This is a genomic window from Peribacillus sp. NPDC101480, assembly GCF_050277335.1.
Lineage (GTDB): Bacteria > Bacillota > Bacilli > Bacillales > DSM-1321 > Peribacillus.
This window is the reverse complement of sequence record NZ_JBNNSB010000003.1, coordinates 413,436-427,500: the sequence shown is the minus strand read 5'-3', so window position 1 is coordinate 427,500 and position 14,065 is coordinate 413,436. Positions and strand designations below refer to the sequence as shown.

Annotated in this window: 13 protein-coding genes and 1 riboswitch; of the genes, 3 read left to right on the top strand and 10 right to left on the bottom strand. The window is 40.5% G+C overall.

Annotated features, from left to right (window positions below; translation table 11 throughout):
* Positions 1–38: 38 nt before the first annotated feature.
* Positions 39–1,490 (top strand): amino acid permease, encoded by a 1,452-nt coding sequence (locus tag ACQKMF_RS13315; protein ID WP_427573620.1) that lies wholly within the window; start codon positions 39–41, stop codon positions 1,488–1,490.
* A 48-nt stretch (positions 1,491–1,538) separates the two neighbouring features.
* On the opposite strand, the gene ACQKMF_RS13310 is transcribed toward ACQKMF_RS13315, so the two are convergent.
* The 7 genes from ACQKMF_RS13310 to ACQKMF_RS13280 all read right to left on the bottom strand — a co-directional run bounded on the left by ACQKMF_RS13310 (position 1,539) and on the right by ACQKMF_RS13280 (position 8,593).
* Complete coding sequence (locus ACQKMF_RS13310) at positions 1,539–3,218, bottom strand: glycoside hydrolase family 13 protein (protein ID WP_427573618.1); 1,680 nt, start codon at positions 3,216–3,218, stop codon at positions 1,539–1,541.
* Positions 3,219–3,302: 84 nt separating this feature from the next.
* Positions 3,303–4,385: a Ger(x)C family spore germination protein gene (locus ACQKMF_RS13305; protein WP_427573616.1), complete on the bottom strand. Its 1,083-nt coding sequence runs from the start codon at positions 4,383–4,385 to the stop codon at positions 3,303–3,305.
* A complete protein-coding gene (locus ACQKMF_RS13300; protein WP_230176183.1) occupies positions 4,382–5,482 on the bottom strand; it encodes a GerAB/ArcD/ProY family transporter in 1,101 nt (366 codons plus the stop codon). Before ACQKMF_RS13300 ends, ACQKMF_RS13305 begins: the two co-directional genes overlap by 4 nt.
* A gap of 23 nt (positions 5,483–5,505) precedes the next feature.
* The gene (locus ACQKMF_RS13295) at positions 5,506–7,017 is read right to left on the bottom strand and encodes a spore germination protein (protein ID WP_427573613.1); all 1,512 of its coding nucleotides are present in this window, start codon (positions 7,015–7,017) and stop codon (positions 5,506–5,508) included.
* A 150-nt stretch (positions 7,018–7,167) separates the two neighbouring features.
* The gene (locus ACQKMF_RS13290; RefSeq protein WP_402943649.1) at positions 7,168–7,701 is read right to left on the bottom strand and encodes a YhcN/YlaJ family sporulation lipoprotein; all 534 of its coding nucleotides are present in this window, start codon (positions 7,699–7,701) and stop codon (positions 7,168–7,170) included.
* A gap of 54 nt (positions 7,702–7,755) precedes the next feature.
* On the bottom strand, positions 7,756–8,076 hold the full coding sequence (sugE, locus tag ACQKMF_RS13285; RefSeq protein ID WP_101223677.1) for a quaternary ammonium compound efflux SMR transporter SugE: 321 nt from the start codon (positions 8,074–8,076) through the stop codon (positions 7,756–7,758).
* 48 nt (positions 8,077–8,124) lie between these two features.
* Positions 8,125–8,223, bottom strand: a riboswitch (guanidine-I (ykkC/yxkD leader).
* Positions 8,224–8,263: 40 nt separating this feature from the next.
* On the bottom strand, positions 8,264–8,593 hold the full coding sequence (locus ACQKMF_RS13280; protein ID WP_101223678.1) for a DUF948 domain-containing protein: 330 nt from the start codon (positions 8,591–8,593) through the stop codon (positions 8,264–8,266).
* A gap of 118 nt (positions 8,594–8,711) precedes the next feature.
* On the opposite strand from ACQKMF_RS13280, the gene ACQKMF_RS13275 reads away from it, so the two are divergent.
* Complete coding sequence (locus ACQKMF_RS13275; protein ID WP_101223679.1) at positions 8,712–8,891, top strand: hypothetical protein; 180 nt, start codon at positions 8,712–8,714, stop codon at positions 8,889–8,891.
* A gap of 376 nt (positions 8,892–9,267) precedes the next feature.
* Complete coding sequence (locus tag ACQKMF_RS13270) at positions 9,268–9,888, top strand: RraA family protein (RefSeq protein WP_427573610.1); 621 nt, start codon at positions 9,268–9,270, stop codon at positions 9,886–9,888.
* 55 nt (positions 9,889–9,943) lie between these two features.
* Here ACQKMF_RS13270 and ACQKMF_RS13265 read toward each other — a convergent pair whose 3' ends face one another.
* The 3 genes from ACQKMF_RS13265 to ACQKMF_RS13255 form a co-directional block, all read right to left on the bottom strand.
* On the bottom strand, positions 9,944–11,911 hold the full coding sequence (locus ACQKMF_RS13265; RefSeq protein WP_402943642.1) for an LTA synthase family protein: 1,968 nt from the start codon (positions 11,909–11,911) through the stop codon (positions 9,944–9,946).
* Positions 11,912–12,311: 400 nt separating this feature from the next.
* On the bottom strand, positions 12,312–12,458 hold the full coding sequence (locus tag ACQKMF_RS13260) for a hypothetical protein (RefSeq protein ID WP_402943639.1): 147 nt from the start codon (positions 12,456–12,458) through the stop codon (positions 12,312–12,314).
* 550 nt (positions 12,459–13,008) lie between these two features.
* The gene (locus ACQKMF_RS13255; RefSeq protein WP_427573762.1) at positions 13,009–13,953 is read right to left on the bottom strand and encodes a siderophore ABC transporter substrate-binding protein; all 945 of its coding nucleotides are present in this window, start codon (positions 13,951–13,953) and stop codon (positions 13,009–13,011) included.
* Between the last annotated feature and the right edge of the window lie 112 nt (positions 13,954–14,065).

Below are 14,065 nucleotides of genomic sequence, written 5' to 3'. Positions count from 1 at the left end.
TTTTCGTTCCCTTCCAATAAAAAGGAGTGTAACATCAATTGTCAAATTCTCAATCACCATCAAGCCCTACTGAACTGAAAAGGAGCCTGAAAGCGCGTCATTTAATGATGATTTCATTAGGTGGAACGATTGGAACAGGTTTATTTTTAGCTAGTGGCGGGGCCATTCATTCAGCCGGACCTGGCGGTGCCTTGGTGGCATACGCAATCATCGGCATCATGGTTTATTACTTAATGACAAGTCTTGCAGAAATGGCAGCGTTCATGCCAGTGGCCGGTTCGTTCCGTGTCTATGCATCCAAATTCGTCGATCCGTCTTTCGGTTTTGCGATTGGTTGGAACTACTGGTATAACTGGGCAATCACCATTGCTGCCGAATTGGCAGCCGTTGTCTTAATTATGAAGTTCTGGTTCCCGGATAGCCCTTCAATTATCTGGAGTGCCATTGCGTTAATCATTATGTTTCTTATCAATTACATGTCAGTTAAAGGTTTCGGGGAAACAGAATTCTGGTTTGCCATGATCAAGGTCGTGACAGTCGTCATATTCTTGATCACGGGTGTTCTGATCATTCTCGGAATCATGGGTGGCAAAGACCCAATCGGTTTTTCCAATTTCACAATGGGCGAAGGTCCCTTTAACGGAGGATTCTTCACGATTCTAGGCGTATTCATGGCTGCCGGCTTTTCATTCCAAGGTACGGAATTGCTTGGAGTGACTGCAGGTGAAAGTGAGGATCCAGAAAAAAATATCCCAAAAGCGATCAGATCCGTTTTCTGGCGTATCATCTTATTCTATATCTTAGCCATTTTTGTAATTGGCATGATCATTCCGTTTACCGATTCACGTTTATTGAGTGAAGATGTTGCCGTAAGTCCATTTACGCTTGTATTTGAAAGGGCCGGCCTTGCATTTGCTGCATCCATCATGAACGCGATCATTTTATCATCCGTACTCTCAGCCGGTAACTCTGGCATGTACGCTTCAACCCGTATGCTATGGGACTTGGCACGTGATGGTAAAGCACCGAAATTCCTAGGCAAGTTAGATAAAAGAGGAGTACCCGTGAATGCCCTTATCGTGACTTCTTTAGTTGGCTGCGTTGCATTCTTAGCTTCGTTTTTCGGTGATGGCGTCGTTTATATCTGGTTATTGAACGCTTCAGGCATGGCGGGATTCGTCACCTGGGTAGGGATTGCGATTGCCCATTATCGGTTCCGCAAAGCCTACGCAGCTCAAGGCCTTGATATGAATGCTTTACCATTCCGGGCACAAGGCTTCCCATTCGGGCCTATATTCGCACTTGTCCTTTGTATTATCATTATTATCGGACAAGGCTATCAAGCTTTCAGCAGCGATGGGATCGACTGGAATTCAATGTTCGTTTCCTACATTGGCTTGATTCTATTTTTCGTCTTATGGTTCGGCTATAAAATTAAGCACAAAACGAAAATCATTCCCCTAGAGGAATGTGACCTTAAATCAAAATAATACGCAAAGGACCTGTTCTTCCTAATCGAAGAAGAACAGGTCCTTTTTTCATTTCAATTGATAAACACGGCATTCATATGGTTGCAGGGGTTTGCTGGAGATTCCTTCTTCCTCCTGATCATAATTGCCGATCAGCTTTGTGGCAGAATATGCATGCAGCTCTTCAGGCAAAGTATAGGAGGCCTGCTCTTCTTTAAAGTTGCATAGCACCAACAGCTTTTCTTCTTCCAACGATCTCGTGTAGGCAAATATTCGTTCATCATCAGGGAACAGCAGTTCAAAACGGCCATAAACGACGATATCATGTTCCTTGCGTAATTGGATAAGCTTTTTATAAAAATGAAAAATGGAATTGTGATCATTGTAGGCCTTTTCTGCATTAATCTCGGGGAAATTGGGATTAACCTTAATCCAAGGAGTCCCTTGCGTGAATCCTGCGTTCCGGGAGTCATTCCACTGAATCGGTGTTCTCGCATTATCTCGGCTGCGGGCGTGAATGGCTGACATCATCCTCTCTTTTGACCAGCCATGAGAATTGACTAGTTCGTCATATGAATTCAATGTTTCGATATCCCGGTATTCATCGATGCTTTCAAATGCAACATTGGTCATGCCCAGCTCTTCCCCTTGATATATATAAGGTGTACCCTGAAGCATATGAAGACAAGCAGCAAGCATCTTAGCGCTTTCAATACGATACTTTCCATCATTACCAAACCTTGAGACAACCCGGGGCTGATCATGGTTGTTCCAGTATAAACTGTTCCAGCCTTCCCCCTCCAAACCAGTCTGCCACTTGGAAAGAATTCGCTTTAAATCGGTAAGCTTCCACTTATCATTACTCCACTTTCCTTCAGGCCCTCTCCCCAAATCCATATGTTCGAATTGAAAGACCATATGTAGCTCACCACGATCTTTACCTGTGAACAATTGTGCGTCCTCCGGTGTGACGCCTGGCATCTCCCCAACCGTAATCACGTCATACCCAGAAAGCGCCCGTTGATTGATTTCCTGTAAAAACTCATGTATGCGCGGGCCATTCAGGAAAAATGGGCTTCCGTCACCAAACTGCTTCTCATGGCGAACGGCTCCATCCGAATAGCTTTGATCTTTTGAAAGGAAGTTGATGACATCCATCCGGAAGCCATCGACACCCTTATCCAGCCACCATGTCATGATACTGTAGATTTCTTCACGGAGCTTAGGGTTCTCCCAGTTTAAATCCGGTTGTTTCCTGCTGAATAAATGTAAATAATATTCATCGGTTCCTTCATCATATTCCCATGCCGAACCTTTAAAAATGGACTCCCAATTATTTGGCTCTTTCCCATTCCTGCCAGGTTTCCAAATATAATAATCACGTTTCGGATTATCTTTTGAGGATCGCGATTCCTCGAACCACGGATGTTCGTCTGAAGAATGGTTGACCACCAGGTCCATCATGATCTTCATTCCACGTTCATGAACTGCCTTCAACAACCTATCGAAGTCAGCCATTGTCCCGAATTCAGTCATGATTGATTTATAATCACTGATATCGTACCCATTGTCATCATTGGGGGATTGATAAACTGGGGATAGCCATATCACGTTCACACCCAGTTCTTGTAAATAATCGAGTTTCATCAATATCCCGTTTATATCCCCTATCCCATCACCATCACTATCCATAAAACTCCTTGGATACACTTGATACACAACTGCCTCTTTCCACCATGCTTTGTCCATGCTTTTCCCCCTTTTTAGCCGCATTAGCACAATCATTACACCAATACCCTATTATAAAGGGGGAAACTCCAGAATATTCTACTTTTATTCAGCTATTCCCGTTTGAATCATTTCAATATCCAGATCGACCTCGATCGGAATATCGGGATATGCCTCCTCCCAATGTTTTTGATCGAAATTTCTTGTTTTACTTTTAGCGTGATCACCGAGTGCAAGCGGATCTATATTGTTCTCCTGAAACATGGTTACCATCTCATTTAATTTTTTACCAATGACCCGCTCGGCCCTGGCCTCTATTCTATTCAGGTCGACCGCTTTGCCCAAGTCATAGCCTTGGACCTCTAGCAGACTCGCTTTCATTTTCACTCCAATCCTGACCTTGGGGTCTTGATTGGCATTCGAAATATGATACTGGACACGTGACTCCACGTTATTGATATCGGTAAAGTCATTTTCCTTCCATTTAATTTCATAACTCCCCAGCTTAAAGTTTTCACTAAGGACTTTATATAAAAAGCCGTCTTCATAAGGGATATATTTACCGATATAACGATCCTTTTTAAACAAGGCGATCCCTCTCACCCGTATTTGGTCTCCTGTTGTTTCCAATAAAGGCATGACCGGATCGATTCCTTTACCATGATACGCATATAAATACCTGTGAAGATCTACATCAGGCAAATTAGTCCTTATATTCTGTTCGATCAGCTCTTTCACTTGAACTCCTGGAGTTTTAATCAACTTCGGCTCCATTTTAACTACATCCTCCGCTTTGCCATGAACGACAGCTAAATACAAATCCCTTCCCACCATTGGGTCACGCCTATATGTATCGACATAATCATTCAACCCCTTACTTGCCAATTCTTCACCATATAGAATGACTGACAGTCTTCCGCCGACAATCGGGTATGGTGTTTTTGCATTTTCTTGCTGGCGGGCCGACTTTATATCATGGGAGTTCGCTTCATATACTTCTTTACCCAGATCTGCTTCCTCCCCAGGCTGAGGAACACTGACAACGACCGTACCTTGGATTCTTTTCTCTTCGGCATCATCATAACCTACGACTTCAGCAATTAATATATCTTCTAATATTTGCTTTTCCACGCCGCACGCCGTCATCAAAAAGCCTGCTAATATTATCAAGAGTAGTTTGATTTTCATGATTTATGCCCCCTGACTTTATAGACGATCGACTGCCATAGGAATAGGAGTGGAAGATACAAATAAACGATATAGAAACCAATTTGCGAACTGATCGTGTTAAATTTATCGATTCTATAGCGGTTATCCAAAAAAATGCAGGAAACTAAGATGATGATCAGAATGAAAACCAACATCTTTTTCTGTCTTAATCCAAATACTCTTTTTGCTGTCCTGCTTGCTGCCCAAACCCCTATGCAAACATTCGGCAGCACCATGAACAGCCAAACGGAAATCCCTATGTATTCGAACCTTTCAATGAATGGAAGGTCTACGATTTTCCATAACGTCAAAGTTGCCCAAATTACATCTTTCAGCTGATCTTGATGATAGTAGGCTAATGAAACAACAATCGATACTAAATAGATCGACATAGTAAACAACGCCCCTAAGTGGGCCCACTTTTGAGATTTTTCACGATTTTTAATGAAAGGATAATAAATGAGGAGCAATTCAAAGCCAAGGTAATTCAGGGTCATTTTCTTACAGGCCTTCATGATTGCCAAAAAGGAATGATCAAGAAAAGGACCCAAATTTTCAAAGTGGGCAAACTTCAATGGGAAATAATTCAAAAGGAATAATGGCGATCCGATAATAAGCCCGATTATGCAAAAACCGGTAATGACCCTGAACCCCCCCTCCACAAAACTATACACGAGCATAAGAATGATGGTTGTTAGCATCAGGACATTGACACCAGGGAACATCCAAACCTGAATGACTTCTAAATAAGTCCTGATAAGAATGATGGAGATCATTATAAAGTAGAGGATGAATAAAATATTGAAAGCATTTCCGACCCATTTACCAAACAAATCCTTGTGGATGGCGACCAAGTCAATTGTTTGGGGACCCCTGCCTAAAAGCTTGAAACACATCCAAAGCAGAACATTTATGATCAACCCTGATATGAGGACCGATATCCATGCGTCTTGGCCAGCCTCTTTCGCTATGATCCGTTCAAACCCCAATATCCCTACTCCAATCTGCATGCCCGGCATCAGAAAAAAAACAAAAAATGGAGATATTTGTTTAGTTTCATTTGGTTTGACTTCCATACCTTCTCACCGCTTTCTATACCTTATTCATCGATATCATTATGGGAGTTTTGCGTTTCCGCCTCTTTCCTTATCCTTATTGGATTTTCCGTCCGCAGAAACTGCGGGCGTTTTTTCTGTTTTGAAAATGGGAGGCGAATCAGACTATCTTTAAAGTCATGAATTCTTAAGGGGTAAAGCGGGTCTAAATATGGACTGCCAAGCGAAGTCAATTTCAATAAATGACTTAAAATGAAGGCACTGCATAATGCTATTCCAAACAGCCCGTATAACTGGGCTGCAATTAGAAAGGGGAAGCGGATAAGACGAATCGTATTGCTGATTTGATAAATCGGCACCGTAAATGAAGCCAATGCAGCCAAAGCGACAAGCATCAACAAGACATTACTGACAAATCCCGCTTCCACAGCGGCTGTACCGATGACTATACCGCCAACAATGCCGATGGTAGAGCCAACCTTAGCAGGCAGCCTGACCGCCGCTTCCCTCAGCAATTCGATCGTCCCTTCCAGCACGATCGCTTCCAAGATCGGCGGAAAAGGGATCACTCCCCTGGATGATATTAAGATTGGCAGCAAATCCGTTGGAATCACTTGATAATGATAGGTTAGAACGGCCACATATAGAGGTGAAGACAAAACGGAAAACAGCACTGCGAAAAGCCGAATCAAACGGAATGAAGTACCGAGATTCCAAATTTGAAAATAATCTTCAAATGACGAGAAGAATGAAATGATGGTATTTGGACCAACCAATGCATGAGGAGACCCATCCAGCATGATCCCTATTTTCCCTTCCGATAATACACTGGCCAGATGATCAGGCCGCTCCGTGTCAATCAATTGCGGAAACATCGAATTCCGATTATCCGTGATCATCTGGCTTACAAACGAAATATCGACGATTGTATCATATTCTATATCTTCAATTCTCTGCATGACTGTCTTAATGATCTTTTGATTTACCACCCCATCTATGTAGAGTACCGCTATCCTTGTTTGCGAGATGCTCCCGACCCGAAATTCCTTGGACTGCAATTCAGGAGTGGGCAACCGGTTACGGATCAGATTCAAATTAGAATCAAGCGATTCAACAAAGGCCTCCTTGGACCCAACGACGGTATACTCCGACTCGGGTGTGGAAATTTGCCTTTTCACACTGTGAACACATGGAATGAGCAAACATATTTCATCATCTTGCTTGAATTGGATCATGATCGATCCTGCCAAAACCAACCTTTGAATGTCTTTTAGATCAGCAGTCAACTTCATATCTTCCATCGGAATATCGCCTTTTAGTTGCTTAAGGACCTTCTTTGGTTGATTCGACATGACTGCCAATACTTGTTCATGAAGCTGTTGTGCACTAACCAGTGAATTGAAGTAAGAGATGATATAGCCATCATCATTCGGGAATTGGAAGGTAAGAAAATCATCAGATGCCTTAAATTTTTTAAGGAGTTCCTGAAAATCCTTGGAAGTAACCTGAAAGGATGCTGCATCCATTTTCCCCCTGCCCTTAAAAAACCTCACCATCCCACCCCCATTACATTTCAAAAGTTTTTTAGTTCATTCGATTATTGTAACCACCCTATTTAAAGTTAGTCATGATCCACCGATATCCTTAAAATAGGAAAAGACCTATCCGGAATCCACCGGATAAGTCTTTAATTCAATAATAACCAATTACCTTTGACTTGGAAAAATCCGTGTTACAAGTTCACGGAACTCTTCAGCGAATCCTGCAACGGGTTTTCCATTCTCGATATCATTCGCATACCCTTCAATTCTTTGAACAAAATCCGGGTTTGCCGACACATAAACTTGGTCTACTGATGGATCGGCTCCCCTTACTGTATCAGCAACCCTTTCTTTAAGGTCATTCGAGATATCCTTATCCCCGCCATCTTTTAATACTGCCCCTACATAAGCATTATTTTCAGTCACGATGACACTCGCGTTACTTACTTCCTTCATGGCTTCAACTCGATTTGAAATATCATCGGAGACTCTCATATCGTTAATACCATTATTATTATTAGCATTATTTTCATCATTAACATTTTGCCTTGTGTCGCTTACATTCATCGGATTATCTAAATTATCCTGATGGGAACGATTCAGGCCAAGATTTTCACTGGCTCCTTCGTTATCATTAGTCGCACAACCTGTAATCATTAAAGCCATCATCGCACTTGATACTATCGCTTTATAATTCATATTCTTCACTCCTCAAAAATCATTTAACATTACTATTTGCGAGGAGTGGATAGATTATTCAGAAGAAGTGACCTTCAAGCCGATTATTCCCACCAAAATGAAACCGACGAATACCAAACGCATCGCATCCTTAGGCTCGTTAAATACGATGATGCCTACCAGAACAGCTCCAAGAGCCCCTATTCCTGTCCAAATTGCATACGCTGTCCCCATAGGCAGCGTTTTTATAGCCGATGACAAAAAGTAAAAACTAATAACCATGCCAGCAATCGTAATGATAGAAGGTAATAATTTCGTAAAACCCTCGGTATACTTTAAACTTGTCGCCCATACCACTTCAAATAATCCTGCAATCACCAATTGAACCCATGCCATCTATTTTCCCTCCAATTACAAAAAAAGCCCGAAAGGTCATAAATCATAACCTCCCGGGCTTTTTTCCCTCCGTGTACGCAGGTTCCTGCGCGTTTCTCTTGGACCATTCCGGTAAAATTCAGCCGAGGAACCCTAGAAACTTATTCTTTCCATACTATATCATGTACATTTCAAATCGGTCAAACACTTATGCATCGCTTCTGTTTCTAAGCTTCCACTTGTCACCTTTAATTGAAAACCAAATATTTTTAAAGGGTTCAGGTATTTCTTTAGCCGCCTCAACCGTATATTGCACGGCCTCTTTTTTATATTGGACATCTTCAGTGATTTCTTGCTGTGTCATGGCGAGTTGGTCCGTCTCCGATTTAATCTGGTCCGTTTTGGCCTGGATGCGTGTAACGGTTTCAGTCACATTTTCAATTGTGGGTTTGGAATCCTTAAATGTTTTAAAAGCAAAAAACGCTAAATAGATAATCGCTCCGATAAAGAGGGCAAGACTAATATATACAATGACCACCTAGATTCCTCCTTTTATTTTACCTTTACTATACCCGTAATAATTGAGCAGAAAACGAATCCCTATGTATTTTCTTTTATGCCTGGTCATATTATTGAAAGAAAAAGGAGGAATGAAAATGAATCAAATGCCTCTGCTTAAAGCCTGTTTTAAAGCTGGAATCCACTTTATCAGACATATGACCATACAGCAGGCTGCCACTATTGCAGGAATCATTTTTTTAATCATTCATCCAGAAATTTTCAGTCCCCTTTGGCTTACACTGGCAACATCCGTCTTGATTCTGCTCCTGCTTTGAAGATTGTAATTAGTCTCCCGCACACTGGTTGAGTTATGGATTTCTTCGCTGACACCCACATCAGGAAAACACCGAGGGTATGCGCAACATTCAGAAGTACATACGGAACCAGCAGGCAACAGGCCGGCGCGTTGGATTTCACCCTTACTGCTAAGTGATTTCAATTCCTTCATAACGATGATCTATAAAGTTTAATCAAACGATTGATTAAAAAGGAATTTGACTTGAACCCCCTTGCGACAGAAGAACTTCCCTCCCCCTTCATAAATTGTTTACACTACATTTGCCATTTTATCAAACGGAAAGTTATTAGAAAATTACAGAATTTGTGTATAATTAGGCTATATTCATTAACTCTTAAGGAGGAATCATAGTCATGGATACTCTTATTCAACAGTTCAGGAATTTGCCCACCACGGCGATTTCTGATGCAATGGACGGGTTGAGCAATCTGGAATCGGCGATTAAACCCTTAAAGGAAGAGTTTCGTCTGGCCGGACGAGCTTTGACCGTACAGATGCCCGTCGGTGATAATTCAGCCGTGTTAAAAGCAATTGGTGAAGCAAAGCCTGGGGATATAATTGTCGTTGACAGCAAGGGTGATACATACCGGGCTATAGCAGGAGACTTTGTCGTCGGCATGATGCAGACCATGGAAGTTGGCGGTCTCGTTATCGATGGAGTCATTCGCGATCTTGAAGCGATTAAAGAATTGAATTTCCCTGTTTTCAGCAAAGGGACGACGGTTGCCTCAAGCGGCAAGGCAGGTGTAGGCCAAACAAATATCACCATTTCCTGTGGAGGTGTCACGGTACTTCCAGGTGACATCATCATAGGTGACATGGATGGAGTCGTGGTCGTGCCACAAGCAAAGGGTGAAGAAATCCTGAATAAAGCGAAGGATAAAATCATGAAGGATGAACAGCGTGCTGAAAAATATGCAGGGAAGCCTGATGAAATTAGAAAGTATATTGCCATGATGACCAATAAAGAATGACACATATAAAAAACAGGCAGGAAGCGATGGCTTCCTGCCTGTTTTTTCATTAGCCTTATTTATCGGTCTTATCTTCCTTAGAAGCCTCTTCATCATATGTGTAATCATAATCAGCAGGGTCTATCGGTTTAAAACCATTTGGAGTGTAGAAACGGAGTAAGTCGCCGTTCACTACTTGGTCGGATAAATTGAGCATCGTTTCAGCTCTCTTTTTATAATTGAGGATATCATCATTTTCCTCGACCAATTCTCCTGTTTTAGTATCGTAGTATTTCCCTTTAATGGAAGTGACATCAGGTGTTACAAAATCACCATTCCTGAAAGGTACTACTTCATTATGATCTTTTGACAATAAATCTGAACCGAATTGTACATAATCTTTAGATTCAATTCCTAACAGATGCAATAAAGTCGGGAGAAGATCAATCTGTCCTCCGTATTGGTGCATTTCCCCGCCTTCAACACCTGGAACATGAATCAATAATGGTACACGTTGCAATTGGGCATTCTCAAATGCGCCAACATCCTCGCCAAGAACTTTTGACATGGCTTCTTTATGGTTTTCGGAAATACCATAATGATCACCATACATAACGATTACCGAGTTATCATATAGACCGGATTCCTTCAGATAATCGAAAAACTCTTTAAGCGCCTCATCGGCATAGCGTGCAGTTTGGAAGTAACTATCAACGGAAGCATCACCTGTCGTATGCTTACCGATTGTTGCTTTTTCCTGGTCCATTGCATATGGGAAATGATGAGATACCGTTATGAATTTTGTATAGAAAGGCTGTTTAAGCGTTTCTAACATTGGAATCGATTCCTTAAAGAACGGCTTATCCATTAATCCATAACTTAGTACTTCCTCTTTATTCTCCATATTATAATGGTTTGCATCAAAGAACTGATTGAAACCAAGAGACTTATACATATTATCCCGGTTCCAGAAAGATTTGTAATTACCATGGAACACAGCAGATGTGTATCCTTGTTGTCCTAAAATAGCTGGTGCTGCTTGATACGTATTTTGGGAACGGTTTGTGAATGCTGCCCCCTGTGGTAAGCCAAACAGGGAATTTTCAAGCATGAATTCAGCATCCGCCGTTTTACCTTGGCCTACTTGATGGAAGAAATTATCAAAGTGCATGAAATCTGATTTATCATGTGCAAGTGAGTTCAAAAATGGAGTTACTTCTTCCCCATTCAACTTATAATCGATAAGAAAATTCTGCATCGATTCCAAATGCAGGTAAATGACATTCTTGCCTTTGGCTGCACCAAAATACTCAGGGTTCGGTTCAGCGCTTGTTGCTTTCGTATAGTTGACGACTTCTGCGATATCCGTGCTGTTAGCAGTCGCACGCTGAGCGTATGTTTTAGTGTTCTGAACGGCATCATAAACCGTATAGTTGAACATGCCCAAATATTTGACGATATAGTTTCGGTCGAATGTTCTTGATAATAATTGTGGGCGATCCTTTTCAGCAAGTCCTAAATTGATTGCGAAAATTGCAAGTCCCGCTAGGTAAACCATTCCGACTGTACGGCGTTTGACTTTGAAGTCTTCCACTTTAAAGTCTTTGAATCTGTACAATACGATCAAAAGAACCGTATCAAGGAAATAAAATACATCATGACCTTTAAATAATTCTAAAATACTCGGTCCTAAATCCCCGGCATTTTGTACTTGCGTCAGGGTTGGCAATGTAATGAAATCGGTAAATGACCGGTAGTATACAATATTGAAGAATAACCATAGGGACATCAATAGATTCAACCTGATGATCCATTTAAACGATTTTTTGCCTCTAGCCAATAGTGCCAAGCCAAAGAATAATATGGCTGAACTAATCGGGTTTATGAACAGCAAGAACTGTTGCAGGCCATTCTCAAGACCTAAGTTAAATTCAATTCGATATCCAATATAAGTTTTTATCCAAAACAAGACTACCGCAATAAAGAAAAAGCCTAGTATGTTATCTGCAAATAAATGCCGGCTTTTTTTAAGAAAATTATTCATGCTTTCACCTCTATTAATCTAGTGGTTTATTTATATAAATTTTTACAAACTTACAAAAGACGGAAAATCGGAAACCTTATAATAGCATTCTTTCACTTGGATAGTCAAGATTGTGAAAACCACCTTTTGTCACATCCATAACTCTAAATCCAGAACACTTCTTTAGCTTATGAACAAGCCTTTGAAAAAATACAGAGGTTCGCCCGTCTCGAATGTTCAGCGCACCTATAACAAATATATAGGAACTCCATGTCTTAATCCAATAAATATTACCGTAACTTTTTGGGGTGACTGCGGATGACAGTCACTGTTTTAGTTTCACGTCCTTGAACCTTTTTCATTATAAACGACTCTTAATAAAAAAACCAGTACATTACAAAATATGTAAAGATATAAATCTTCAATTATTGAAGAATACCTGTAATTCCGAGGATTCCTTTCCCGATATTTCGACAGTTGAAACTGGATTGCCGAATACATGGATGCATCTCTCCTCCGCACTTTTGTTACCCCATTCAAAATCCAAGCCTGCAAAAGTTTGACTCATTCATAATTGCATCCTGCCGCTCCAAAATCCCATAAAATAACAAATGGATTTCGTGTAATATCGACATCATTCCCTCCAATTTCTTTATTAGCTTTTTTCAAAAATATTTCCTGAAAATCCTGATCATATTAGTTTTATATTTATACTTTAAGGATAATTTTTATCATCCATAAAAGATTTGATTTACCAAAATTAACTTATATTACAATTTATAAAACTCCTCTTGGAAACGGAAAGCTTCAAGTATCCATGGATTTGACATTATAATAGGAAGAAACTGAATTTTTTCATATCGACTGTAGGGTCACATTCCTTCGATTTCAGCCCATATAAGCTATAAAAAGCAACTGGAGTGAATATACCTTGTCCTTTTCCCATTTCCCCTTAATTTGGTCGTGGGGGACCTTATAAGCTTACCTGTGTTTCTCAACTTTATATGTGAATTCTTTCGCCCCCTTTGTTAGTATATTGGTTTCATCGAGCTTTATTATAAAAAATAAAAAAATCCTGCCCTCGATCGAGGACAGGATTTTCTTTAATCATATTTATATTACTTAATGCCTTCTGAAACTTCTTTAACCATAGCGTTAACAGATTCTAAACCGCCGCCTGATAAGTACCAGTAGTTAGGGTCTAGATAAATGATGTTACCTTCTTTAAATGCCTTTGTATTTTTTACGATGTCATTTTCAATCGTTTCTTTCGCTGCAGCACCATCACCGGCAACAGCATCTCTATCTACAACGAATAGGTAGTCAGGATTCTTTTCAGCAATATATTCGAAAGAAATACTTTGACCGTGTGTCGATACTTCCAATTTATCATCTACTGCAGGTACTCCGAATACATCATGGATGATTCCAAATCTTGAATCCGGTCCGTAAGCACTTACTTTTCCACCGCTGGAAAGAACGATTAAACCAGTTTTGTCAGTTGGAGCTTTTTCTTTCAAAGCATTGATGTTTTCTTCAACACTTGCCAATTCTTTAGCTGCTTCGTCTTCTTTATCGAAGATTTTACCCAAAAGTGTTACGTTTTCTTCAAATGATTCCATATACTTTGTTGTATCTACACCAACAAAAACAGTAGGGGCAATTTTGCTTAATTCCTCATATGCATCAGATTGACGGCCAGAAATAAGGATTAAGTCAGGAGCAATTTCGTTAATTTTTTCGAAGTCAGGCTCTTTTAATCCGCCGGCATTTTCAGTTGTACCTTCATATTTAGAAAGGTATTTTGGAAGGCCATCATGAGGAACAGCTGCCACTTCTACACCCAATTTATCAAGAGTATCAAGAGCACCCATATCGAATACAACGACTTTTTCAGGGTTTGTTTTTACTTTCGTTTCTCCTAGTTGGTGCTTAACTGTAATTTCTTCGCTTTTAGCATTTTCTTTTTTCGCGCTTGATTCTTCTTTTTCCTTATCTGATCCACAAGCTACAGCCACTACAGCCAGCATTGCAACCAAAAGCAGTAAAGATAATTTCTTAATCATTATGGTCACCTCGAAAAGTATTTTTTTATTTAAAATTACATATTGAATCCTCACCTTCACAGAGTTTACCTTCATCACTTTCCCTGCCATATGAACAGGAGGCGGCTAA

Excerpts from the sequence above, each read along its gene's own strand:
- ACQKMF_RS13310 (WP_427573618.1), bottom strand. The coding sequence starts at position 3,218 with ATGGACAAAGCATGGTGGAAAGAGGCAGTTGTGTATCAAGTGTATCCA.
- ACQKMF_RS13305 (WP_427573616.1), bottom strand. The coding sequence starts at position 4,385 with ATGAAAATCAAACTACTCTTGATAATATTAGCAGGCTTTTTGATGACG.
- ACQKMF_RS13300 (WP_230176183.1), bottom strand. The coding sequence starts at position 5,482 with ATGGAAGTCAAACCAAATGAAACTAAACAAATATCTCCATTTTTTGTT.
- ACQKMF_RS13295 (WP_427573613.1), bottom strand. The coding sequence starts at position 7,017 with ATGGTGAGGTTTTTTAAGGGCAGGGGGAAAATGGATGCAGCATCCTTT.
- ACQKMF_RS13290 (WP_402943649.1), bottom strand. The coding sequence starts at position 7,701 with ATGAATTATAAAGCGATAGTATCAAGTGCGATGATGGCTTTAATGATT.
- sugE (WP_101223677.1), bottom strand. The coding sequence starts at position 8,076 with ATGGCATGGGTTCAATTGGTGATTGCAGGATTATTTGAAGTGGTATGG.
- ACQKMF_RS13275 (WP_101223679.1), top strand. The coding sequence starts at position 8,712 with ATGAATCAAATGCCTCTGCTTAAAGCCTGTTTTAAAGCTGGAATCCAC.
- ACQKMF_RS13270 (WP_427573610.1), top strand. The coding sequence starts at position 9,268 with ATGGATACTCTTATTCAACAGTTCAGGAATTTGCCCACCACGGCGATT.
- ACQKMF_RS13265 (WP_402943642.1), bottom strand. The coding sequence starts at position 11,911 with ATGAATAATTTTCTTAAAAAAAGCCGGCATTTATTTGCAGATAACATA.
- ACQKMF_RS13260 (WP_402943639.1), bottom strand. The coding sequence starts at position 12,458 with ATGAGTCAAACTTTTGCAGGCTTGGATTTTGAATGGGGTAACAAAAGT.